Here is a 21,860-nt window from a genome sequence, read left to right on the forward strand (position 1 = left end):
GGTTTTATAACGCTCTAATGCGTCCATAAGCACCAGAAAAACCGGCTACTGAACCCTTTAGCACTAATACCATGCTTTCTTTATCAAAAGAAACAACCTCGTTTTGACAAGTTACTAGCTCATTGCCATAATGCCCTGCCATTTTCCTACCCTTTTGCACTCTTCCTGGCCATTCTCTATTACCGATAGAACCGGGGCGGCGATGGAAACGGCTACCATGAGCTGCAGGACCACCTTGGAAATTCCAACGCTTCATGACCCCTGCAAAACCTCGCCCCTTAGTCTTAAAGCTCGCCTTAACTCTCTTAAGTGTTTCCAAAACGCTTACATCTAAGTCGCCAAGCTCTTGCTGATGAGTTGCTTTTAAGGTAGCGAAGTGGTTAAACTCTTTGCTGAGCTGGTATTTCTTTTGCTGACCCTCAATCGCCTTATTATGTTTCTTATGCATCGCATAGGCTACTAAAGCTTTTCCATTTTCTAGCTGGCACACCTTAGCTTGTAAAACTTTAAGCAAAGTTACAGGCGTGCTGTTAGCATCAATGGTGCGGCTCATGCCTATCTTTTGAACTAAAAATTCCATATTCTAACCCTTATTTTATTAGTCTCAATGCGTTCAAACTACTTAGTTTCCATAGAAGTAACTTCTACATCTACTTCTGGAGCTAAGTCTAACTTCATCAAGCTATCTACGGTTTCTGGGGTGGCCGAAATAATATCAATCAATCGGCTATAAACCCTAATCTCAAACTGCTCTCTTGAATCCTTGTTGATGTGTGGAGAGCGTAAAACGGTGTAACGCTTGTTCTTAGTCGGTAAAGGAATAGGCCCTCTAATTTCAGAACCTGAACGCTTTACTGCTTCCACAATAGCCACAACGGAGCGGTCCAACACCCTATGGTCATAAGCTTTGAGCTTCAACCTGATTTTTTCCATAAAAAACTCTCCTAAAAGAACTCGTTTCATTCACTTGTAGAACCGAACAAAACAATAAAATAAAAACTAAAATACTACTAAAAATGCGTAGTTTAGTCAATAATTTTTGCGATTTTTAGGCACTTTTTGGGGATTTTTACTTCCTTTTTATAAGGAAATATGGCATGCTTTTGAAATTCAATCTAGTTAAAAGGAAGTTTTATGCCCCTTTCTTGCTTGCACCCTTTTGGACCTTTTGAAACCCCTAATGAACCTAACTTAAACAATCCGCTTTTAGATTCTCATTTGAGCGATAAAATCTGTCTTTTAGGTCCTATAAAATCCGGCAAAACTTCGTTTGCTCTCAAACTAGCTAAAAGCTTTAAAAACCCTGTATACATAGATTATGATGATATGCGTTTAAATAAAGATATTCTCAGCTCATGGCTATTAAAATGGCATTTAGAAAAGAAAATGGACTTACTTATTTTAGACAATGTAGAGCCATTAGATTTTAGCCTACCAAAACTTCCTAAAATCATTCTCATTCCCAGCCATTTAAGCCCCATAGTGCCACAAGATTTTAGCCCATGTTACACGCTGGGGCTGAGCTTCAAAGAATATGGCGTTTTTTTCAAATCTAATATTCCTAAAAACACTCTCTTTAACCGCTTTTTAAGAGACGGCAACTCTTTGGATTTACTTTTTTCTGAAAATGAAAAAGAAAAAATTCTCAAAAAACAAAAGAATATTAAACTGGTATTTCAAACCTATGCCCCCCTAATGGCTAAAATATGTGCTTACCAAGCTCGGTTTGTCAGTGCCTTTTATCTCTATACGCAATTCAAAAAAGAACTTAAAATCTCTAAAGACACCCTTTACAAATTTTTACACACACTAGAAAAACAACACACCATTTTTTTAGTCAATAGTTTTGAAAGCAATAAAACCAAATTGTATTTATGCGATTTCGCTTTGCCCTATAGCTTGACTTCTAGCCCATCGCTTTTAAGCATTTTTGAAAACATGGTTTTTTTAGAGCTTTACAAACAGCTCCCCACTCATACAATTCACTCCCATGATAACGGAATCTTTATATTGTGTGAAAACGCTACAAAGAAACTCGCTCTCATCGCCCATGCTTTCCCTACGCAAAGCTTTTTAGAAAAACAGCTTGCATGGTGCAATCAGCATGGATTTTCAAAAATCATTGTCGTTTCTATCAACGCCCATACTTTACCTGTAGTGGCTAATGACTCTTACAAACACCTTAATTTTATTGATTTTTCTTTGAATGTTAAATCCATTTTGATATAATCTATATCTATATCTATATCTATATCTATATCTATATCTATATCTATATCTATATCTATATCTATATCTATATCTATATTAAATTATTACTACTAAATTTTTTATATTATTAAATTATTTTATTTTAATTTAAGCTAACTCTCTATAAACTTTGGCTTCCACTTTTAGCGGTTTGTGAGAATAGAAATACAAGTATCACTTACTATATCGGCAAAAGTGGAAATATTTTCTGTATTTGAAAGGAATTTATCATGAAAATATTAAAAACCTTAAGCTTATATGCTTTTTTGTTTTTAGGACTTTTAAGTCATAGTGCGAACGCTGAAAAAATGCGAGACATCGCAAACTATCCCCACTGGCTCAAACTCAATCTCTTTGAACTAGATAATCCTCGCAACCAATATGTAGGTTCAGCCTTAATAAATGATGACAGGCACGATTTCTACGCTAGTTTCATCTCCCATGACAATAAGCTACCTCCCGTTAAAAACGCCGAGAGAATCGCCCTTGTAAGAGCCAAGTTAAACGCCTACAGCTCTTTAGAGGCCATTTTAATCGCTAAGAGAATGCGAGAACATATTTATGCAATCCTAGAACCTAAGGACAGAAACATTAACAGCTTGTTTAAAATTGTTAATTTTTTGGTGTCTAAGTCTATTTTAGCTAAAGAATTTGTTGATACAGCCAACCGTCGTGTGTATATTATGGTGCAATTCCCCTTCGTTGCCCCCGAGGAGCTTGGTGCCTACTTTAAGGGGCAAGACATAGAACTTTCTTTCAGCACCGCCAAAGCCGTAAGCGTGATGCTAAACAAGACTTTGTTCAACATCTAAGCTTTTAATCACAAAGCTACGCCGATGAAAGGGCGTAGCTCCTAGCTTAGCTATCGCTTCTATATGCTTTTTAGTCCCATAACCACAATTTTTATCCCAGCCGTATTCTTTAAACAAGGCGTGCAATTCTAACATTTCCCTATCTTTAGAAGCTTTTGCCAAAATAGAAGCCATAGAAATTTGAATGATTTTATCATCACCTTTAATGATTGTTTGTAAGTTAGGGTACTTTTGATTGAGACCAAATGCCGTATTGCCATCTATGTAAATATCTTTAGCATAAGAACTTAAATTTTCTAAAATTTCTTGCATGGATTTTTTTAGACACACGCCTAAACCCCAACTATCAATTTCATCCGCACTTTTTGTAGCGATATAGAATTTCACATCATCACACGATTTAATTTTTTCTTCTAAAAGAAAGCGTTTCTTTTGAGTGAGTTTCTTGCTGTCTTTGACACCCATTTTTAAAAATTCTAACGCTATCTCTTCTTCGCACACCACTCCAGCTACAAAAAGCGAACCGGCCAAACACCCCCTACCTGCTTCATCAATGCCTAAGGTCATTCTGACTAAAACCTTTTGCTATCACTTATTATTAAAATCCAACCCCCCCCTATTGCTCTACGCCTTAGGTCCTATCATTTTTTCAGGCACAACAAATTTATCAAAATCCTCCGCACTCAATAGATTTAACTCCACAGCGCTTTCTTTTAAAGAAATGCCTTTTTTGTGGGCGTTTTTAGCAATTTTGGCGGCGTTTTCATAGCCCACATGCGGATTTAGAGCGGTTACTAGCATTAAAGAATGGTGCAAGTAATAATCTATCTTTTCAATATTAGGTTCAATGCCGCTCGCACAATGGGCATTAAAACTCTCCATACTATCTGCTAATAGCCTTAGGCTTTGCAAAAAATTATAAATAATCACCGGTTTAAAAACATTCAACTCAAAATTACCTTGACTAGCAGCAATACCAATAGCAGTGTCATTACCCATAACTTGCACGGCTACCATAGTCATGGCTTCACATTGTGTAGGATTAACTTTGCCAGGCATTATAGAACTCCCTGGCTCATTTTCAGGGATATTCAATTCGCCCAAACCACAGCGTGGCCCACTAGCAAGCCACCTAATATCATTAGCGATTTTCATTAAGTTTGCAGCTAGTGCCTTAAAAGCCCCATGGGCGTAAGTGAGTGCGTCATGGCTAGTGAGTGCGTGGAATTTATTAGGAGCTGAGATAAATTTTACACCTGTAAATTGTGTAAGCTCTTCAGCCACTTTTTCACTCAACTCAAGATGTGCGTTTAGCCCCGTGCCTACCGCTGTGCCACCTATGGCTAATTCTCTTAAATGCTCCAAACTCTCTAAAATCTGGGATTTGTTATGCTCTAGCATGCTCACATAACCGCTAAATTCTTGCCCCAAAGTCAAAGGCGTAGCGTCTTGTAAATGCGTGCGCCCAATTTTAACAATCTCTTTAAATTCTTTGCTCTTTTCTTTGAAAGTTTTTAATAAATTCTCTAAACTAGGAAGTAATTTATTGGTGATTTCTAACACGCTCACAATATGCATGGCTGTTGGAAAAGTGTCGTTTGAGCTTTGAGACATATTTACATCATCATTAGGGTGAATGAGTTTTTTCTCTCTAAAATTACCCCCTAAAATCTCAGTGGCTTTATTAGCTATGACTTCATTTAAGTTCATATTAGTTTGTGTGCCAGAACCCGTTTGCCATATAGCTAGTGGGAATTCGCCACACAATTCGCCTTTCAAAATACACTCACACGCTTTAACAATGGCTTGTGATTTTTCTTCGCTTAATTTTCCTAGCTTGTGGTTAACTACCGCTAGACTTCTTTTAAGCTTTGCAAACGCTCCGATTAATTCTTTTGGCATTTTCTCTGTGCCGATTTTAAAGTTTTCAAAACTTCGTTGCGTTTGAGCCCCCCAATACTTGCTGTCATCTACTTTGACTTCGCCCATAGTGTCATGTTCAATTCTAAATTGCATGCTAATCCTTTGAATTTGATTTGTAAAAACCACAACAAGATAGCATAAACTCTTATACCTTCTCCTTATAAAGCACAATTTTTTTCAACTTCTTTAAAATAGACCGCACTAGGATTAATATAAATATTGGTGAAATGAAACCAAAAAGCGCTTTCATAGGTGTTGGGACTGCGTAAGATTCTACAATGAAATCCAATAGAAAAATCTTCAAAAGGCAAAGCATGTTTGATAACACAAGCTAGAATTTCAGCCCTAACTTTTAATTGCATCACTCTAAAATTTTCTTTTTCTTTTAAGGGGATTTCATTAGGTTCTAAAACCCTAAAATTTTGAGTGTCAAAATTAGCCTCAACACATGCACCTACCACTACACTAAAATCATCGTTAGTAGGTATAAAAGTAACGATTTGCTTGTCAAAATATTGAGCGTTTTTTAGATATTCTATTAAGGCATGAGAGTCATATTGATAATATTTTTTATATAAATCAATGTAAAATTCTGGCTCAAAATCTTTGATAAAACTTGTTTTTAAGAGGGTTTTAATTAAATCTTTGCCCTTAAAAGAAAGTTTGGTAGCATTATTTGGCTCAATATAGGCAATATTATTTTTCTCACACAAACTTTCATAATCTTTAGGAGCGTTTTTAACATTGTATTCTTTAATAAAGCTGTCTCTCTTAGCCTCTTCGCTAAACATGCCTGCATAGGGCATATAAAATTTTGGCATAGTAACTTGCATCATCTTAGCTACATGATTTTTTAACTGCATTCTAGTTTGAGCGCTAATTTTTTGCTTTTCTTCTAAAGAGTAGTTATCAAAGCATAAGGGAAACCCGCTTGAGCCACTCGCAAAGGAAGTGGCTAACATGGTAATATCTTTAGGCAATACATAATGGTTTAAAAAATTACTATCCACAGAAAGTAAGACTTCATGGTTGTCTAAACATAGATACAACCCACTATCATCTCTAAAATCTCCTGATTTTAAAATGCTGACTTGAATTTTAGAGTCAAGTGAGATAATTTTTTTAAAATCAAGAGCATGGATATTGTTAAATCCAAGCCCCCTTAAGGAGTTTTCTACACTTTTGGATTCAAAATTAGGGATAATGAACGGCTTGTCTTTAGGCACAAGTGCTAGAGTTTGAGCATTTAAATGGTCTGGGTGGTTGTGTGAAATATAAATAAAATCTGCACTCTTTAAATGCTTTATAGCTTCTTTGGTGCTAGGTTCTTTATGCCACCACCCACCTAAAAAGCAAGGTCCTATTAGCCATGGGTCAGTGATAATTTTCACTCCATTACACTCAAAAAACAAGCTTGCATGGTTTAAATACTCACAAGAAAACTCGCCTTTTTCAGTCCCTTTGAATGGATTTTTTAAATGTGAAATTTTAGAAACGCTCAAAATATTATTTTTAATGGTGTAATTGCTTAAAGGGGCTTTTTTGATGCCATTTTGATAAGTTAAAGTTCTAATATCTAATTTCCAAGAGTGGCTAGGACAAGTTAAAATAGGGTCTTTTAAAATCGTAGCTTGCAATAAAGAAGTTTCTTTAAATTCAACCTCTTTGGAACACAAGCACCCTCCCATATGCTCACATACACTATCAATAAGCCACTCAATTTGTGAATTTTTGTATTTGGCATAAAATAAAATTTTACTTTTATCGCTTAGTGCCACAATTGCTTCATCTAATGGGGGGGGGGGGTAAAAGATAGCTGTCGTAAATCTCTTCTTCTAAAAATTTACCTAAAACTTCCATGTTCTAATCCTTTCTCTTAAAATAAAGCCATTTTATCAAAAAATGACTTCCACAATTTTTACACAAAAGACAACTACAATTCACACACAACAAGGTTTTCCTTGTAATCTTATTTTATAAAGGTAGAGCGATGAAAAAGTTAGCCACTTTATTTTTAGCAAGTTTATTGAGTGTTGCTAGTTTAAGTGCATGGGAGCAGACCATTCAAACAAGTGATTTAGAAATCAAAATGAAATCTGTAGGTAACCCCACTAAAGGCGATAATACCTTTATCCTAACCCCTACTCTTAATGACAAAGCCTTAGAAAAAGCTACCATTAGGGTGCAATTTATTATGCCTGAAATGTCCGGTATGCCAGCAATGAAAGAAACGGCGCAAATTAGTGAGAAAAACGGCACTTATGAAGCTAAGGCTAATCTCTCTATGAATGGGACATGGCAAGTGAGAGTGGATATTAAATCCAAAGAAGGCAAAACTTATCGCGCAAAAACTAGCATAGATTTGTAAGGATATAAAATGCACACGCTATCTTTCAAAGGAGGCGTGTTGATACGCCTTTTAACAGCCTTTTTACTTCTTTTTAGTTTGGGTTTTACAAAAAATTTAGAGATTCAATCTTTTGTTGCTAAATACCTTTCTAAAAATCAAAAAATTCAAAGCTTACAAGAGCAAATTGATGCCTTAAGCTCTAAAGCAAAGGTAGCAAGCAAATGGGATAACCCCATTTTGTATCTAGGCTATAACAATGCTAGTGTGAGCGACTTTTTTAGGCTTGATAGCACCCTAATGCAAAACATGAGTTTAGGACTATCTCAAAAAGTGGATTTAAATGGCAAAAAATTCACGCAATCCAAAATCATCAATTTAGAAAAACAAAAAAAGATATTAGAACTTAAAAAAACCAAGCAACAATTAGCGATTGATTTGATGATAAATGGCATTGAAAATTATAAAAATCAAAAAGAAATTGAACTTTTAAACACAGCGATTAAAAATTTAGAAAACACCCTTTATAAAGCCAACAACTCTAGCTCGCCCAATCTTGTAGCGATTGCTAAATTAGAAATCTTAAAATCACAATTAGAAATTAAAAAGAATAATTTAGAAGACGCCTTATCTAATAGCCATTATGTGATGAGCGAATTGACCTTTAAAGAAAACGAGCTTTTAAGCATAGCCCCTAAAGACTTTGAACTCAATAAAGAACAAGAGATGCAAAAAATCAATAGCACCAACTACGATATTGCTATGGCTAAAATTGATGAAGAAAAATCACAAAAGGACATTACGCTCGCTAAAAAAAGTTTTTTTGAAGATGTGAATGTAACTGGGGCGTATTATTTTCGTAGCCAACGCTACTATAATTTTGATATGTTTAGCATTTCTTTAGCCATTCCCTTACCCATTTATGGTAAGCAAGCTAAATTAGTAGAGCAAAAGAAAAAAGAAAATCTAGCCTCTAAAAGCGAAGTAGAAAACGCTAAAAACCGCACACACCATTTAGCTCTAAAGCTCATCAAAAAAATTGAAACTTTGCAAAAAAACTTGCAAGCGATTAATAAAATCTTAAAAGCTAATGAAAAAATCGTTCAAATTTATGCGTCCGATTTAAAATCTAGCAATGATTACAACGCCTATTACAATTCATTTAACGACAAAATTAACATTGAAATCACCCATCTTGAAACCCTAAGTGCGTTGAACACCACTTTTTTAAACCTACAAAACCTTAAAGGATTAGAATGAAACCCTCTATCATTTTAGCACTAGCCCTTGTATTATTCCCTTTGCAAGCTAATGAAAACAAAGCAAAGCAAGAGCCTAAAAGCCAAACCCATTTTAATATTGCTACAACCAAAGTAGTAGAAAAAGAGTTTGCAGAGAGCAGGCGTTATTATGCAGTTTTAGAGCCTAATGAAACGCTGATTTTTTCTCAAACCGTGCGTTTTGATGGCTATGTAGAAAAACTTTATACAAATAAGACTTACACCCCCATTAAAAAAGGCGATAAATTACTCAGCGTGTATGCACCAGAGTTAGTGAGCGTTCAAAGTGAGTTGCTATCATCATTGAAATTCAACCAGCAAGTAGATGCGATTAAAGAAAAATTACGCTTACTAGGCTTAGAAAACTCTAGCATTGAAAAGGTGATTAGCACCCATAAAGTCCAAAACGAAATCAATATTTATTCTCGTTTCAATGGTATTATTTTTAGAAAAAGCAAGGATTTAAATGAGGGTAGCTTTATCAAAAAAGGGCAAGAGCTTTTTCAAATCATAGATTTAACTAAACTATGGGCGATTGCTAAAGTCAATCAAGAAGATTTGGAGTTCTTAAAAGGCGTTACTAAGGCTACCTTATTTGTAGAAGGAGTTAAAAACAAACAAGAAATCACGCTTGAAAATATCAACCCTATTGTCAATGAAAAAGACAAAATGCTAGAGGCTCGTTTCAATGTGCCTAATACCAAACTACTCTACTACCCTAACATGTTCGCTCAGGTAGAAATCTTTCAAAAAGCTAGAAAAATGAAAATCCTACCTAAAGAGGCGGTGCTGATTAAAGAGGGTAAGGCGATTGTGTTTAAAAAAGATGATTTTGGCTTAACTCCCCTAGAGATTAAAGCCACTCGTCTAAGTGATGGAAGTTATGAAATTTTAGAAGGTTTAGAAGTGGGCGAAGAAGTCGCTAATAACGCTTTATTTGTGCTAGATGCGGACGCTCAAAATAATGGGGACTACTAAAAATGATAGAAAAAATCATTGATTTAAGCGTTAAGAACAAGCTTATAACAACTCTAGCTACTTTACTGATTTTTTTAGGCTCTATGTGGGCGATTAAAAGCGTGCGTTTAGACGCTTTGCCGGATTTAAGTCCCGCACAAGTGGTCGTGCAAATCACCTACCCTAACCAAAGCCCAAAGATTGTGCAAGAGCAAGTTACCTACCCCCTAGTCTCTACTTTTATGAGTATTGCTAATATTGACACGGTTAGGGGCATTTCTAGCTATGAAAGCGGGCTAATTTACATCATTTTTAAAGATGGCGTAGATTTATATTGGGCAAGAGATAGGGTCTTAGAGCAGTTAAACAGAGTAGGCAACTTGCCTAAAGACGCTAAAGTAGAAATAGGAAGTGATTCCACTTCTATTGGTTGGGCGTATCAATACGCTTTAAGTAGTGAGAACAAAAATTTAAGCGATTTGAAAGTCTTGCAAGATTTTTATTACCGCTACGCACTTTTAGGCGTTGATGGCGTGAGTGAAGTAGCGAGTGTGGGGGGCTTTGTTAAGGATTATGAAGTTACGCTTAAAAATGACGCTTTAGTGCGTTATAACCTAAGTTTAGAGCAAATCACAAATGCCATTAAAAAGTCTAATAACGACACCGGTGGAGGTGTTATCTTAGAAAATGGATTTGAAAAAATCGTTCGAGCGCATGGCTATATCAAATCCTTGAAAGACTTAGAAGAAATCGTAGTTAAAAAAGAAGGGGCAATCCCTTTAAAAATCAAAGATATAGCTAGCGTGAGATTGACGCCAAAACCACGAAGAGGTGCGGCTAATCTCAATGGCGATAAAGAAGTGGTGGGCGGAATTGTCATGGTGCGCTATCACGCTGACACCTATAAAGTTCTTAAAGCCATTAAAGAAAAAATCGCCACTTTACAAGCAAGTAACCCTGATGTGAAAATCACCAGCGTGTATGATAGAAGCGAGTTGATTGAAAAAGGCATTGACAATTTAGTCCATACACTCATAGAAGAAAGCGTGATTGTTTTAATCATTATTGCGATTTTCTTATTACACTTTAGAAGTGCGTTAGTGGTGATTATCACTTTGCCCTTAACCGTGTGTATTTCTTTCTTGCTTATGCGGTATTTTAATATTGAGGCAAGTATTATGAGTTTGGGGGGCATTGCGATTGCTATAGGGGCTATGGTAGATGCCGCCATTGTTATGGTAGAAAACGCTCACAAGCATTTACAACACATTGATATGAATGATAACGCCCAAAGAGTGAATGGCATTATGGAAGGGGTTAAGCATGTGGGGGGAGCGATATTCTTTGCTTTAATGATTATTGTGGTCTCTTTCTTGCCTATTTTTGCACTCACTGGTCAAGAAGAAAAGCTTTTTGCCCCTTTAGCTTATACCAAAACTTTTGCCATGCTTGTAGGGGCATTATTATCTATTACAATAGTCCCCATTTTAATGGTATGGCTCATTAAAGGGCGGATTTTAGAAGAATCTAAAAACCCTATTAACGCCTTTTTCATCAAAATTTATGGCGTGTGCTTGAATTTTGTCCTTAAGTTTAGATACGCTTTTTTAGCGGTTAGTGTGCTAGGTTTAGGGGGCTTGTATTTCACTTACAAGAAACTCCACTGGGAATTTATACCCCAAATTAATGAAGGGGTTGTGATGTATATGCCTGTAACGACTAATGGCGTGGGCATTGATGTCGCTCTAGAATATTTGAAAAAAAGCAATACCGCCATTAAGCAACTAGATTTTGTCAAACAAGTCTTTGGTAAAGTGGGGCGAGCGAACACTAGCACCGATGCCGCAGGCTTAGCAATGATAGAAACTTACATTGAGTTAAAACCACAAAGCGAATGGAAAGAAAAACTTACTTATAAAGAAGTGAGAGACAAATTAGAAAAAACCTTACAATTAAAAGGCTTGACTAATTCATGGACTTACCCTATTCGTGGCAGAACTGATATGCTCTTAACCGGTATTAGAACGCCTTTAGGAATCAAGCTCTATGGTAATGATACGGATAAATTACAAGAATTAGCCATACAAATGGAACAACAGCTTAAAACTCTCAAAGAGAGCTTATCTGTCTTTGCAGAGCGTTCTAACAATGGCTACTACATCACACTAGATTTGAATGATGAAAATCTAGCTCGTTATGGCGTGAATAAAAGCGCGGTGCTAGACACGATTAAATTCGCCCTAGGCGGAGCTACGCTTACAACCATGATAAATGGCGTAGAAAGCTACCCTATCTCTTTACGCTTAGAAGATACAGACAGAAACACCATTGAGAGATTAAAAAATCTCTACATCAAAACCGCTTACAATTACATGCCCTTAAAAGAATTTGCCCATGTGTATTATGATAACTCTCCAGCGGTATTAAAAAGTGAAAAGGGCTTGAATGTGAATTTCATTTACATAGTCCCCCAAAATGGCGTAAGCTCTGATTTGTATAGAGAGTTAGCTACAAAAGCTTTAGAAAAAGTCAAATTGCCTAGTGGGTATTATTATGAATTTAGTGGCGAAAGCAAGTATTTAGAAGATGCGTTTAAGACTTTGCAATACATCGTGCCGGTGAGTATTTTTATCATCTTTATTTTAATTGTCTTTGCCTTAAAGAATCTCACCAACTCTTTACTATGCTTTTTCACTCTACCTTTTGCATTCTTAGGGGGGTTAATCTTTATGAATGTGATGGGCTTTAATATGAGTATAGCGGCATTAGTGGGCTTTTTAGCCCTTTTAGGGGTGGCGAGTGAAACGGCTATTGTAATGATTATCTATTTAGAAGATGCCTACCAAGCATTTATTAAAACGCCCCTAATAGAACAAACTAGTACCAAACTAAAAGACGCCATCATGCATGGAGCGGTGCTTAGAGTAAGACCAAAGCTTATGACTTTTTTTAGCATTCTTGCATCACTCATTCCTATTATGTATAGTCATGGCACAGGAAGTGAGATTATGAAATCTATTGCGGCACCCATGCTAGGGGGCATGATGAGTAGCGTTATCTTAACCCTATTTATTATCCCTACAGCGTATTTTGTGATTAAGAATGTGAGAGTTAAAAACTAGCCCCTTATATCGCCCCTTTCTCTAGGGGGTTAGCCTTTTTGATAATTTTTTACTTCATAATAAAAACTTCCATATTATAATCATTAAAACAAGATTAGGATAATTTAATGGCAATCAAAAAAAGTGAATTGTATAGCTCTTTATGGGCTGGAGCAGATAGTTTAAGAGGGGGCATGGACGCAAGCGAGTATAAAAACTATGTGTTGAGTTTGCTTTTCTTAAAATACATCAGCGATAAGGCAAAAAGCAATGTTTATCATGGCATAGAGATTCCGCAAGGGTGCTTTTATGAAGATATTTTAGCCTTAGAGGGCGATAAAGAAATTGGCGATAAGCTTAATAAAATCATTGATGAAATTGCTAAGAAAAATGCATTAGAGGGCGTTATTGATAGCGTGGATTTTAATGATAGCACCAAGCTAGGCGAGGGCAAGGCTATGGTAGATACTCTGTCTAATTTAGTTAAAATCTTTGCCAATTTGAGCTTAGGCACTCATGGGGCTTTAGATGATGATTTGTTAGGCGATGCATACGAATACTTAATGCGCCATTTTGCTAGTGAGTCCGGTAAATCTAAAGGGCAATTTTACACCCCTAGCGAAGTTTCGCTTTTATTATCTCTGCTACTTAGCATTGATGAAAATACCAAACCAGACAAAAGCATTTATGACCCCACATGTGGGAGCGGCTCATTGTTATTAAAGGCTTCTAGTTTAACCAAAAAGGGTCTAAGCATTTATGGTCAAGAAAAAGATATTTCCACTACAGCATTATGCAAAATGAACATGATTTTACATAATAGCGCTGATGCTGACATTGCTAAAGGGGGTTCTAGCACGCTATCTAACCCTTATTTTATTGAAAATGACATGCTAAAAACCTTTGATTATGTTGTAGCTAACCCTCCCTTTAGCTTGAAAAATTGGACTGATGGGCTTAGTATTGACCCTAAAAGCAAGCAAGTTGTTGATGATACATTCAATCGTTTTGAATTAGGCACTCCCCCTGAAAAGAATGGTGATTTTGCTTTTTTGCTCCATATTATCAAATCCTTAAATAGCACAGCTAAAGGAGCAGTGATTTTACCTCATGGCGTGTTATTTAGAAGTAATGCTGAAGGACTTATTAGAGAAAATATTCTAAAAAAGGGCTATATAAAAGGCATTATAGGATTAGCCCCTAATCTTTTTTATGGCACTTCTATTCCAGCGTGTGTGATTATCCTAGATAAAGAAAACGCACACACCAGAAAGGGTGTTTTTATGATAGATGCAAGCAAGGATTTTAAAAAAGATGGCAATAAAAACCGCTTAAGAGAACAAGATGTCCAAAAAATGATAGACACTTTTAATGAGCTTAAAGAAATCCCTTATTATTCTAAAATGGTAAGTTTAGAAGAAATTAGTGCTAATGATTATAACTTGAATATCCCACGCTATATCGCTAACAAGCAAGAGCTAGAGCAAGACTTATTCGCTTTAATTTCTAGCCATAAAGCTAATTATTTACCCCAACTTGAAATTGAAATTTATGCCCCCTATTTTGAAGTGTTTAAAAATCTTAAAAACACGCTTTTTAAAGAGAGTGATAAAGAGGGCTACTATACCCTAAAGACTGAATGCGAAACTATCAAAGATTTGATACTAGAAAGCTTAGAATATAAAGACTTTTATACTTCTATTTTTAAAGCCTTTGATACATTAAATTTGCAAGAGATATTTTATAATTTAGATAAAGGCTTTAACCCCAAAATTTTAATAGATAGCATTTGCAAAAAGGTCTTAGAACAATTTGAAAAAATAGAAATTTTAGATAAATATGGCGTGTATCAGCTCTTTAAAGATTACTATAATGAGACCTTGCAAGACGATTGGTTTTTGATTTCTCTCAATGGCTTTCTTAGTGCTAAAGAATTAAGAGAGTTAGTCCCCCTAAAAGACAAAAACAAAAAAGCCAAGTATTTAGAAGAGGCTGATTTTATCATTCAAAAAACTTATTATAAAAGCGATTTAATCCCTAAAAACCTCATCAAACAACGCTTTTTTAAAGAAGAAGTTAAGCAATTAGAAAAATTAGAAAACGCTCTTAATGAAAGCCTAGCCCTTTATGAGGAATTTATAGAAGAACATTCTAATGAAGAGGGGCTACTATATGAATTAAAAATCAATGAAAGCACCTTAAAAAAAGAGGTAAAAAATACAGCCGACCCAGAAGATAAGAATATTTTAGAAACTTGCTTAAAACTACTAGAATCTAAAAACAAAGCCTTAAAAGCAAGAAATAGCGCTTATGATAAGCTAGAATTAAAAGCATTCAATCAATATGAAAAGCTTGAAATCAACGAGATTAAAGAATTAATAGTGAAAGATAAATGGCTTAATAGTCTAAAAAATGCCCTAGAAAACAAAATTCAAAAGCACATCAATTTCTTTAATAATTCCCTTAAGAAAATCATACAAGATTATTCAAACAGCTTGCTAGAGCTAGATAAAGAAGTTAAAGAAAACGAACTAAAAGTCTTAGAACATTTAAAAAGTTTAGGGCTAATGGAATTATAATTTAATTAAAAAGAGCTTGGAGTGCCTTTTGACTGGCGTATCCTCGCCATGAGACCTCCAAACTAAAAACGATTATAGCATAAGGAAATTTAATATAAGGATTAAGACCTAGCACTTAAATAACTCGCTATGCGTCCCAAGTCTCGCTAGTTCTAAATAATCATCTTTATAGCGATAAATCAAAATCAAATCTGGCTTAACATGGCAATCATAAAAGTCTGAATACTTGCCTTGCAATCTGTGATTATTATATTTTTGAGGTAAAGCTTGTCGCTCAATCAAGTAGTTTAACACCTTGATAAGCTCCACACTCAAGCCATAGCGTTTTAACTCTTTTTCAAAAATCGTAGTCCTAACAATCCCCTTAATCATTAGACCAATTAGCCCACTCTTTAAAATCGTTCACACCACTACGCACCACGTTCTCACCTTTTTCCAAATCTTGTATAGCTTTCAATGTTTCAGCATTAAGTAAGCCATCTTGCCAATCAGAACTCAAAGGAATTTTATGTGTCTTAATAATTTCTTTAAAAAATAAATGCGTTGCTAAAGAGGGGGTTAAGCCATAACTTTCCAATATAAGTTGCACTTCATTTTCTAGCATTTTATCAACCGGGATATACATTCTTAAACCTTTCCTTGTCTATTAAATGCACCCCAAATTATAACCAAAATAGAATAAAATGCTAAAAAAGACAATCTTAAAAAAGAGTATAGGAACTTTATGCACACATTAACAGCATTCTATGATTTACCTAAAGAGTGGGAAGTGGTAAAGCTTGGGGATATAGGCGAACCATGCATGTGCAAAAGAGTGATGAAATATCAGACGACACCATACGGCGAAATTCCATTCTATAAGATAGGCACATTTGGCAAGACTGCTGACGCTTTTATTTCAAAAAAGCTATTTTTAGAATACAAAACAAAGTATTCCTTTCCAAAAAAGGGCGATGTTTTAATCTCTGCTTCAGGAACTATTGGCAGAGCGGTTATTTATAATGGAAAACCTGCCTATTTTCAAGATTCAAATATAGTTTGGATAAAAAATAATGAACAATTAGCAACAAATGTTTTTCTATTCTATGCCTATTCTAGCGTTAAATGGCATACAGAATACACAACCATTTCAAGACTTTATAATGATAATCTAAAAAATACTTTAATCCCCCTACCCCCTTTAGACGAACAAAAAGCTATCGCTAAAGTTTTAAGCGATTTAGATAATTATCTTTATAGCTTAAAGGCCCTCATTCTTAAAAAAGAGAACATTAAAAAAGCCTTGAGTTTTGAGCTTTTAAGCCAGAAAAAACGCTTGAAAGGCTTTAATGGAGTATGGGAAAAAGTAAGGCTTGGGGATATATGTGAGATTACAACCGGCTCACTAGATGCAAACGAAATGGTTAGTTATGGAAAATATAGATTTTATACATGTGCAAAAGAATATTATTTTATAGATAAATATGCTTTTGATACAGAAGCAATTTTGATTTCTGGAAATGGTGCATATGTGGGGTATGTGCATTACTATAAAGGTAAATTTAACGCCTATCAAAGAACCTATGTATTAGATAATTTTAGCGAACATATTATATTTGTAAAATATTTTTTAACAATATTTTTACAATCTCATATTCAAATAAATAGAAATGAAGGCAACACCCCTTATATTGTAATGACAACTTTAAAAGATTTTGAAATCCTTTTGCCCCCTTTAGACGAACAAAAAGCTATCGCTACAATTTTAAGCGATTTAGATAAGGAAATCACAAGCCTTAAACATAAAAAAATGAAGTTTCAAAATATTAAAAAATCTTTAAACAATGATTTAATGAATGCTAAGATTAGGGTTTAAGAGATTTTAAACTTAAAAAAGTGAGTTTCCCATAAAGAAGACTCCCCAAAAAGGGAAGCCCCCTTGAAAAGATTTATCGCTTCATTAAAAGCACTACCTTAAACTCGTAAAAAGAGAATTTAAAGTATAATACTCTCCAAGGGGTTTTGCCACTTTTTTTCATGGCTCACTCCTAATAGGGAAAATTTACCCCCTAACTCTTCTAAAAACTAGGGGGTAACTCAAATTTTACAAAACTTCTCCTTAAGATAAAGAAAAAAGAAAATGACAAGCCTTACAAAAACTTATAATGATTTAAATGCTCTCCCCTACAAGGAAAAGTAAATTTTAAAGCGCTAAACTTAGCATTCTATTAAGGAGTTGGTATGAAGATCACCACAGAAAGAAAGACACAAAATAAAGTGATAGAAACTTTTAAAAGCATGGGTTATGACTATTTGGGGGTTTTAAGAAATAGTGATAATGAAAATATTAACAAAGAAATCTTAAAAAAATGGCTCTTTAAACATCAAAAGATAGACGCAAATATTTACAATAAAATTGAGCAAGAAATCACTAACGCCTTAAAAGATGATTTATATGATGCGAATAAAAAGTTTTATGAGCTTTTAGTTTATGGGGTGAAAATAAAAGCGAGTGTGAGTGAAAAACATCAAACTTTTTGGCTCATTGATTGGAAAAATATTTCTAATAATGAATTTTATGTGGCTGAAGAAGTGAGCGTTAAAGGAAAAAACACCAAACGACCTGATATTGTGCTTTATGTCAATGGGATAGCTTTAGGCGTATTAGAGTTAAAAAAGTCTAATAGGAGTGTAGAAAGGGGGATTAGACAAAATTTAGACAACCAAAAGAAAGAGTTTATTAGAGATTTTTTTAAAACTATCCAGCTAGTTATGGCAGGCAATGAAAGCCAAGGGTTAAGATATGGCGTTATAGAAACTAAAGAAAAATACTATCTTTCTTGGAAAGAAGAAAATGATAAAAAAGATTTGTTTGAGAGCATTAAATGCTTTTTAAACAAAGAGAGATTTTTAGAATTTATCAGTGATTTTTTAATTTTTGATAAGGGGCAAAAGAAATGCGCGAGATTTCATCAGTATTTTGCGATTAAAAACACTCAAAAATTTATCCATAGAAAAGAAGGGGGCATTATTTGGCACACACAAGGCAGTGGCAAGAGTCTCACTATGGTATGGCTTGCTAAATGGCTAAGAGCGAATAAAAAACAAGCCAGAATTTTAATCATTACAGACAGAACAGAACTAGATGCTCAAATTCAAGGGGTGTTTAGTGGGATAGGAGAGAGAATTTATCGCACACAGAGTGCGAGAGATTTATTGAGCGTATTATCTGAAAACAAAGAATCCTTAGTTTGTTCATTGATTCATAAATTTAAAGATAATGACTCAGATGTTTTTAAAAAGCAACCTATCTTATACGAATGGATTGTTTTAGTAGATGAATGCCATAGAACTGAAAGTGGCAAATTGCATAAAGCCATGAAAAGCTTGCTTCCTAATGCGATTTTTATAGGATTTAGTGGCACGCCTTTATTAAAGCAAGATAAACAAACCAGCTTAGAAGTGTTTGGTAGCTATATTCATTGCTATAAATTTAATGAGGCAGTTGATGATAAAGTGGTGCTAGATTTATGCTATGAGGCTAGAAATGTAGAGCAATATGTCAATAACCCTAAAAAGCTAGATGAATATTTTGAGCTAAAAACACAAGGATTAAATGATATAGCTAAAACACAGCTGAAAAAAGAATGGGCTAACTTACAAAAAGTCTTTTCAACCAAAGAGAGATTAGAATGTATTGTGCAAGATATTTTAATGGATATGCAAAAACTCCCTAGATTAAGGAATGATAAGGGCAATGCTATGCTGGTGGCTGAGAGCGTTTATAATGCGTGCAGATATTTTGAACTCTTCTCAAACACAGAATTAAAAGACAGCATAGCCGTAATTACAAGCTATGAGCCAAATATTGCCGACATTAAAGATTGTGGGAGCAATGAAAGCGAAGAGAGTTATAAATACAAAACTTACTCTAAAATGCTGCAAAACTTTTTTAATGAAAAAGATGAGAAAAAAGCCCTTAATAGAATCAAAGAGTTTGAAGAAAAAGCTAAAGAGCGTTTTATTAAAGAGCCTCATAGAATGAAACTACTCATTGTAGTAGATAAGCTATTGACCGGCTTTGATGTGCCAAGCTTGACTTATTTATATATTGATAAAAACATGCAAGACCATGGGCTTTTTCAAGCAGTATGCAGGGTCAATAGATTAGATAGAGAAGATAAGGATTTTGGCTATATCATAGATTATAGAGATTTGTTTAAAAGCCTACAAAAAGCGCATTTTGATTACACTAATGAAGTTTTTAAGGACTATGAAAAGCAAGATATTGAAGGGCTACTCTCTAACAAATCCCAAAAAATTAAGAAAAAATTAGAAGAGACAAGAGAGCAATTAAAGGCGCTTTGCGAAGAAGTGAAAGAACCCAAAGATGAAACAGATTATATCGCTTATTTTTGTGGGGATAATTTAGAACAAAATGTTAGGAAAAGGCAATTATTCTATAAACTTGTAGGTGCGTTTATAAGAATGTTTATAGAATTAAATAATTTAGAAAAGCCTATCTATTCTAAAGAAGAAATGCGAGAGATTAAAAAAGAAGTAGAGTCTTACAAATACTTAAAAGAAGTCATCAGTCTATCTGGTGGGGAAGCCATAGATTTAAAAAGCTATAATGAAGATATGCGTAGAACCTTAGACGCTTATATCAAAACCCATGATAGCGAAGTATTAATAAAGATAGAAAATCAAGGGCTATGCGAAGTTTTAGCCCATACAGATATTAATGCGTTTAATAAAGGGCTGTCTAAAGTATTTAAAAACAAAAACTCTATGGCAGAGACCATAGCAAATAACATTAGAAAACTTATTTTAGAAAAAGAGGCGAGCAACCCAAAATATTACGAAAAATTATCTTCAATTTTAAAAGACTTGATCAATCAGCTTAAAGAAAACAAATTAGAATATTTAGAATACTTAAAACAAATCAAAGATTTAGCTAGTCAAGTGATTACAAAGCAAGGCAATCATTATCCTAAAAGCTTAAACACTAATGCCTTAAAAACTCTCTATGATAATTTGGAGCAAAATGAAGATTTGGCATTAAAAATAGATGAGTGCATAAGGGATAATAAAAAGGCTGATTGGATTGGTAATTCTATCAAAGAAAAAAAGCTTAAATATGCCCTAAGCGAAATAATCAATGATAAGAATTTGCTAGAAAAAATCTTTGATTTAGTAAAAAATATAGATGAGTATAGATGAATACCCATCGTTTAATTGTAGGCAATATAGACATTATCGTAGAAAGAAAAGATATTAAACATTTACATCTTAGCGTTCGCCCGCCTAATGGCTTAGTGCATGTGTCTTGCCCTTTAAAATTAAGCCTTGAAAGCATTAAACTTTCTTTAATCACTAGACTTTCTTGGATAAAAGAACAGCAACAAAATTTTTTAAACCAAAACAGACAAAGCAAAAGAGAAATGCTAGAAAAAGAAAGTCATTATCTCTTTGGCAAACGCTACCTGCTCACAATTAAGAATACCACTCAAAAACACTTTGTTCTTCAAACCCCCAAGCATTTGATTTTGCATGTCAATAAAAATACAAGCCCAAAGAATCGCCAAAAAGTGCTAGAAAATTATTACAGACAGGCACTAAGAGAAAAAATACAAACTTATATAAATAAATATGAAAAGATTTTAGATGAAAGCATACAAAGCTTTAAAATCCAAAAAATGAAACGCATATGGGGAAGTTGCAACATATCTAAACGAACCTTACTTTTTAATTTGGAGTTAGCAAAAACATCTAATGAGTGCATTGAATATGTGGTAGTGCATGAATTATTGCATTTAAAAGTGCGTCATCATAATGAATATTTTAGAGATTTATTAAGTTCATATTTGCCTAATTGGCAAAGGGCTAAAGAAAAATTAAAAGAGACCTATTTGGAGTGTCCTTAAAATTCAAAATCCTATTTTTTAAGTTACAATACCCCATGCAAAAAAAGATTTTTTTACTAGAAGATGACTATCTCTTAAGCGAAAGTATCAAGGAATTTTTAGAGCATTTAGGCTATGAAGTAACTTGTGCGTTTAATGGTGAAGAGGCTTATAATCTACTCACAAAAGAGCGTTTTAACCTCTTGCTTTTAGATGTGCAAGTGCCTAAAATGAATAGTTTAGAATTATTTAAAAATATCAAAAATGATTTTTTAATCTCTACGCCTACGATTTTTATCACCGCCTTACAAGATAACGCCACCTTAAAGCACGCCTTTAATCTAGGAGCGAGCGACTATTTGAAAAAGCCCTTTGATTTAGATGAATTAGAAGCTAGGATTACAAGATTTTTTAATTCTGAGCCTATAGAAATTACCCCTAACATTTCTTATTATGAGCAAATCTTAATTGTTAACGGGAAAAAAGAAGCCTTAAAGCCTAAAGAAGCCAAGCTTTTAGAGTACTTTTTAGCCCATAAAGACCAAATCATTAGCTCTCAAGTCTTAGAAAATAACCTATGGGAACAGCCTATTGAAGACTCCACTTTACGCACTTATATTAAAAATTTACGCAAACTTTTAGGCAAAGATTGTATACAAACGCATAAGGGGGTGGGCTATTGTTTTAAACCACTATGAGAAAAAATCTCTCAAACTCTTTTTGGGG

18 protein-coding genes are annotated in these 21,860 nt (G+C 34.4%); 11 read left to right on the plus strand and 7 right to left on the minus strand.

Going from position 1 to position 21,860, the window contains the following annotated elements:
* Positions 1 to 4: 4 nt before the first annotated feature.
* Positions 5 to 580 carry a 50S ribosomal protein L3 gene (gene rplC, locus HCD_RS04135; protein WP_014659336.1) on the minus strand — a complete coding sequence of 192 codons (576 nt, stop codon included), beginning with the start codon at positions 578 to 580 and terminating at the stop codon, positions 5 to 7.
* 38 nt (positions 581 to 618) lie between these two features.
* Positions 619 to 933, minus strand: a complete 315-nt coding sequence (gene rpsJ / locus HCD_RS04140) for a 30S ribosomal protein S10 (protein WP_014659337.1) — start codon at positions 931 to 933, stop codon at positions 619 to 621.
* Between the two features lie 201 nt (positions 934 to 1,134).
* On the opposite strand from rpsJ, the gene HCD_RS04145 reads away from it, so the two are divergent.
* The gene (locus HCD_RS04145; RefSeq protein ID WP_014659338.1) at positions 1,135 to 2,229 is read left to right on the plus strand and encodes an ATP-binding protein; all 1,095 of its coding nucleotides are present in this window, start codon (positions 1,135 to 1,137) and stop codon (positions 2,227 to 2,229) included.
* Between the two features lie 251 nt (positions 2,230 to 2,480).
* A complete protein-coding gene (locus HCD_RS04150) occupies positions 2,481 to 3,062 on the plus strand; it encodes a flagellar biosynthesis repressor FlbT (protein ID WP_014659339.1) in 582 nt (193 codons plus the stop codon).
* On the opposite strand, the gene HCD_RS04155 is transcribed toward HCD_RS04150, so the two are convergent.
* The 3 genes from HCD_RS04155 to HCD_RS04165 form a co-directional block, all read right to left on the minus strand.
* Complete coding sequence (locus HCD_RS04155; protein ID WP_014659340.1) at positions 3,036 to 3,629, minus strand: ribonuclease HII; 594 nt, start codon at positions 3,627 to 3,629, stop codon at positions 3,036 to 3,038. The genes HCD_RS04150 and HCD_RS04155 overlap by 27 nt on opposite strands.
* A gap of 57 nt (positions 3,630 to 3,686) precedes the next feature.
* A complete protein-coding gene (gene fumC, locus HCD_RS04160; protein ID WP_014659341.1) occupies positions 3,687 to 5,078 on the minus strand; it encodes a class II fumarate hydratase in 1,392 nt (463 codons plus the stop codon).
* 65 nt (positions 5,079 to 5,143) lie between these two features.
* Positions 5,144 to 6,661: an MBL fold metallo-hydrolase gene (locus HCD_RS04165; protein ID WP_227624871.1), complete on the minus strand. Its 1,518-nt coding sequence runs from the start codon at positions 6,659 to 6,661 to the stop codon at positions 5,144 to 5,146.
* A gap of 314 nt (positions 6,662 to 6,975) precedes the next feature.
* Here HCD_RS04165 and crdA point away from each other — a divergent pair, with 314 nt between their 5' ends.
* The 5 genes from crdA to HCD_RS04190 all read left to right on the plus strand — a co-directional run bounded on the left by crdA (position 6,976) and on the right by HCD_RS04190 (position 15,249).
* Entirely contained in the window at positions 6,976 to 7,353 is a 378-nt protein-coding gene (crdA, locus tag HCD_RS04170; protein WP_014659343.1) for a copper resistance determinant CrdA, read from the plus strand.
* Between the two features lie 9 nt (positions 7,354 to 7,362).
* Entirely contained in the window at positions 7,363 to 8,592 is a 1,230-nt protein-coding gene (gene crdB, locus HCD_RS04175; RefSeq protein ID WP_014659344.1) for a copper resistance outer membrane protein CrdB, read from the plus strand.
* Positions 8,589 to 9,590: an efflux RND transporter periplasmic adaptor subunit gene (locus HCD_RS04180; RefSeq protein ID WP_014659345.1), complete on the plus strand. Its 1,002-nt coding sequence runs from the start codon at positions 8,589 to 8,591 to the stop codon at positions 9,588 to 9,590. Before crdB ends, HCD_RS04180 begins: the two co-directional genes overlap by 4 nt.
* A gap of 2 nt (positions 9,591 to 9,592) precedes the next feature.
* Complete coding sequence (locus HCD_RS04185; RefSeq protein ID WP_014659346.1) at positions 9,593 to 12,691, plus strand: efflux RND transporter permease subunit; 3,099 nt, start codon at positions 9,593 to 9,595, stop codon at positions 12,689 to 12,691.
* 107 nt (positions 12,692 to 12,798) lie between these two features.
* Complete coding sequence (locus HCD_RS04190; RefSeq protein ID WP_014659347.1) at positions 12,799 to 15,249, plus strand: type I restriction-modification system subunit M; 2,451 nt, start codon at positions 12,799 to 12,801, stop codon at positions 15,247 to 15,249.
* 108 nt (positions 15,250 to 15,357) lie between these two features.
* Here HCD_RS04190 and HCD_RS04195 read toward each other — a convergent pair whose 3' ends face one another.
* Positions 15,358 to 15,621, minus strand: coding sequence for a type II toxin-antitoxin system YafQ family toxin (locus tag HCD_RS04195; RefSeq protein ID WP_014659348.1), 264 nt, complete (start codon positions 15,619 to 15,621; stop codon positions 15,358 to 15,360).
* Complete coding sequence (locus HCD_RS04200; RefSeq protein ID WP_014659349.1) at positions 15,614 to 15,874, minus strand: type II toxin-antitoxin system RelB/DinJ family antitoxin; 261 nt, start codon at positions 15,872 to 15,874, stop codon at positions 15,614 to 15,616. Before HCD_RS04200 ends, HCD_RS04195 begins: the two co-directional genes overlap by 8 nt.
* A 99-nt stretch (positions 15,875 to 15,973) precedes the next feature.
* Between HCD_RS04200 and HCD_RS04205 the strand changes: the two genes are divergently transcribed.
* The 4 genes from HCD_RS04205 to crdR all read left to right on the plus strand — a co-directional run bounded on the left by HCD_RS04205 (position 15,974) and on the right by crdR (position 21,832).
* The gene (locus HCD_RS04205) at positions 15,974 to 17,104 is read left to right on the plus strand and encodes a restriction endonuclease subunit S (RefSeq protein ID WP_014659350.1); all 1,131 of its coding nucleotides are present in this window, start codon (positions 15,974 to 15,976) and stop codon (positions 17,102 to 17,104) included.
* A 371-nt stretch (positions 17,105 to 17,475) separates the two neighbouring features.
* Entirely contained in the window at positions 17,476 to 20,451 is a 2,976-nt protein-coding gene (locus HCD_RS04210) for a type I restriction endonuclease subunit R (protein ID WP_041594898.1), read from the plus strand.
* Positions 20,448 to 21,155, plus strand: coding sequence for a M48 family metallopeptidase (locus HCD_RS04215; protein WP_014659352.1), 708 nt, complete (start codon positions 20,448 to 20,450; stop codon positions 21,153 to 21,155). Before HCD_RS04210 ends, HCD_RS04215 begins: the two co-directional genes overlap by 4 nt.
* Before the next feature lie 35 nt (positions 21,156 to 21,190).
* The gene (gene crdR, locus HCD_RS04220; protein ID WP_014659353.1) at positions 21,191 to 21,832 is read left to right on the plus strand and encodes a copper response regulator transcription factor CrdR; all 642 of its coding nucleotides are present in this window, start codon (positions 21,191 to 21,193) and stop codon (positions 21,830 to 21,832) included.
* Positions 21,833 to 21,860 lie beyond the last annotated feature (28 nt).

Origin of the sequence: Helicobacter cetorum MIT 99-5656 (assembly GCF_000259275.1) — a bacterium.
GTDB lineage: Bacteria > Campylobacterota > Campylobacteria > Campylobacterales > Helicobacteraceae > Helicobacter > Helicobacter cetorum.

Excerpts from the sequence above, each read along its gene's own strand:
- rplC (WP_014659336.1), bottom strand. The coding sequence starts at position 580 with ATGGAATTTTTAGTTCAAAAGATAGGCATGAGCCGCACCATTGATGCT.
- rpsJ (WP_014659337.1), bottom strand. The coding sequence starts at position 933 with ATGGAAAAAATCAGGTTGAAGCTCAAAGCTTATGACCATAGGGTGTTG.
- HCD_RS04145 (WP_014659338.1), top strand. The coding sequence starts at position 1,135 with ATGCCCCTTTCTTGCTTGCACCCTTTTGGACCTTTTGAAACCCCTAAT.
- HCD_RS04150 (WP_014659339.1), top strand. The coding sequence starts at position 2,481 with ATGAAAATATTAAAAACCTTAAGCTTATATGCTTTTTTGTTTTTAGGA.
- HCD_RS04155 (WP_014659340.1), bottom strand. The coding sequence starts at position 3,629 with ATGACCTTAGGCATTGATGAAGCAGGTAGGGGGTGTTTGGCCGGTTCG.
- fumC (WP_014659341.1), bottom strand. The coding sequence starts at position 5,078 with ATGCAATTTAGAATTGAACATGACACTATGGGCGAAGTCAAAGTAGAT.
- crdA (WP_014659343.1), top strand. The coding sequence starts at position 6,976 with ATGAAAAAGTTAGCCACTTTATTTTTAGCAAGTTTATTGAGTGTTGCT.
- crdB (WP_014659344.1), top strand. The coding sequence starts at position 7,363 with ATGCACACGCTATCTTTCAAAGGAGGCGTGTTGATACGCCTTTTAACA.
- HCD_RS04180 (WP_014659345.1), top strand. The coding sequence starts at position 8,589 with ATGAAACCCTCTATCATTTTAGCACTAGCCCTTGTATTATTCCCTTTG.
- HCD_RS04185 (WP_014659346.1), top strand. The coding sequence starts at position 9,593 with ATGATAGAAAAAATCATTGATTTAAGCGTTAAGAACAAGCTTATAACA.
- HCD_RS04190 (WP_014659347.1), top strand. The coding sequence starts at position 12,799 with ATGGCAATCAAAAAAAGTGAATTGTATAGCTCTTTATGGGCTGGAGCA.
- HCD_RS04195 (WP_014659348.1), bottom strand. The coding sequence starts at position 15,621 with ATGATTAAGGGGATTGTTAGGACTACGATTTTTGAAAAAGAGTTAAAA.
- HCD_RS04200 (WP_014659349.1), bottom strand. The coding sequence starts at position 15,874 with ATGTATATCCCGGTTGATAAAATGCTAGAAAATGAAGTGCAACTTATA.
- HCD_RS04205 (WP_014659350.1), top strand. The coding sequence starts at position 15,974 with ATGCACACATTAACAGCATTCTATGATTTACCTAAAGAGTGGGAAGTG.
- HCD_RS04215 (WP_014659352.1), top strand. The coding sequence starts at position 20,448 with ATGAATACCCATCGTTTAATTGTAGGCAATATAGACATTATCGTAGAA.
- crdR (WP_014659353.1), top strand. The coding sequence starts at position 21,191 with ATGCAAAAAAAGATTTTTTTACTAGAAGATGACTATCTCTTAAGCGAA.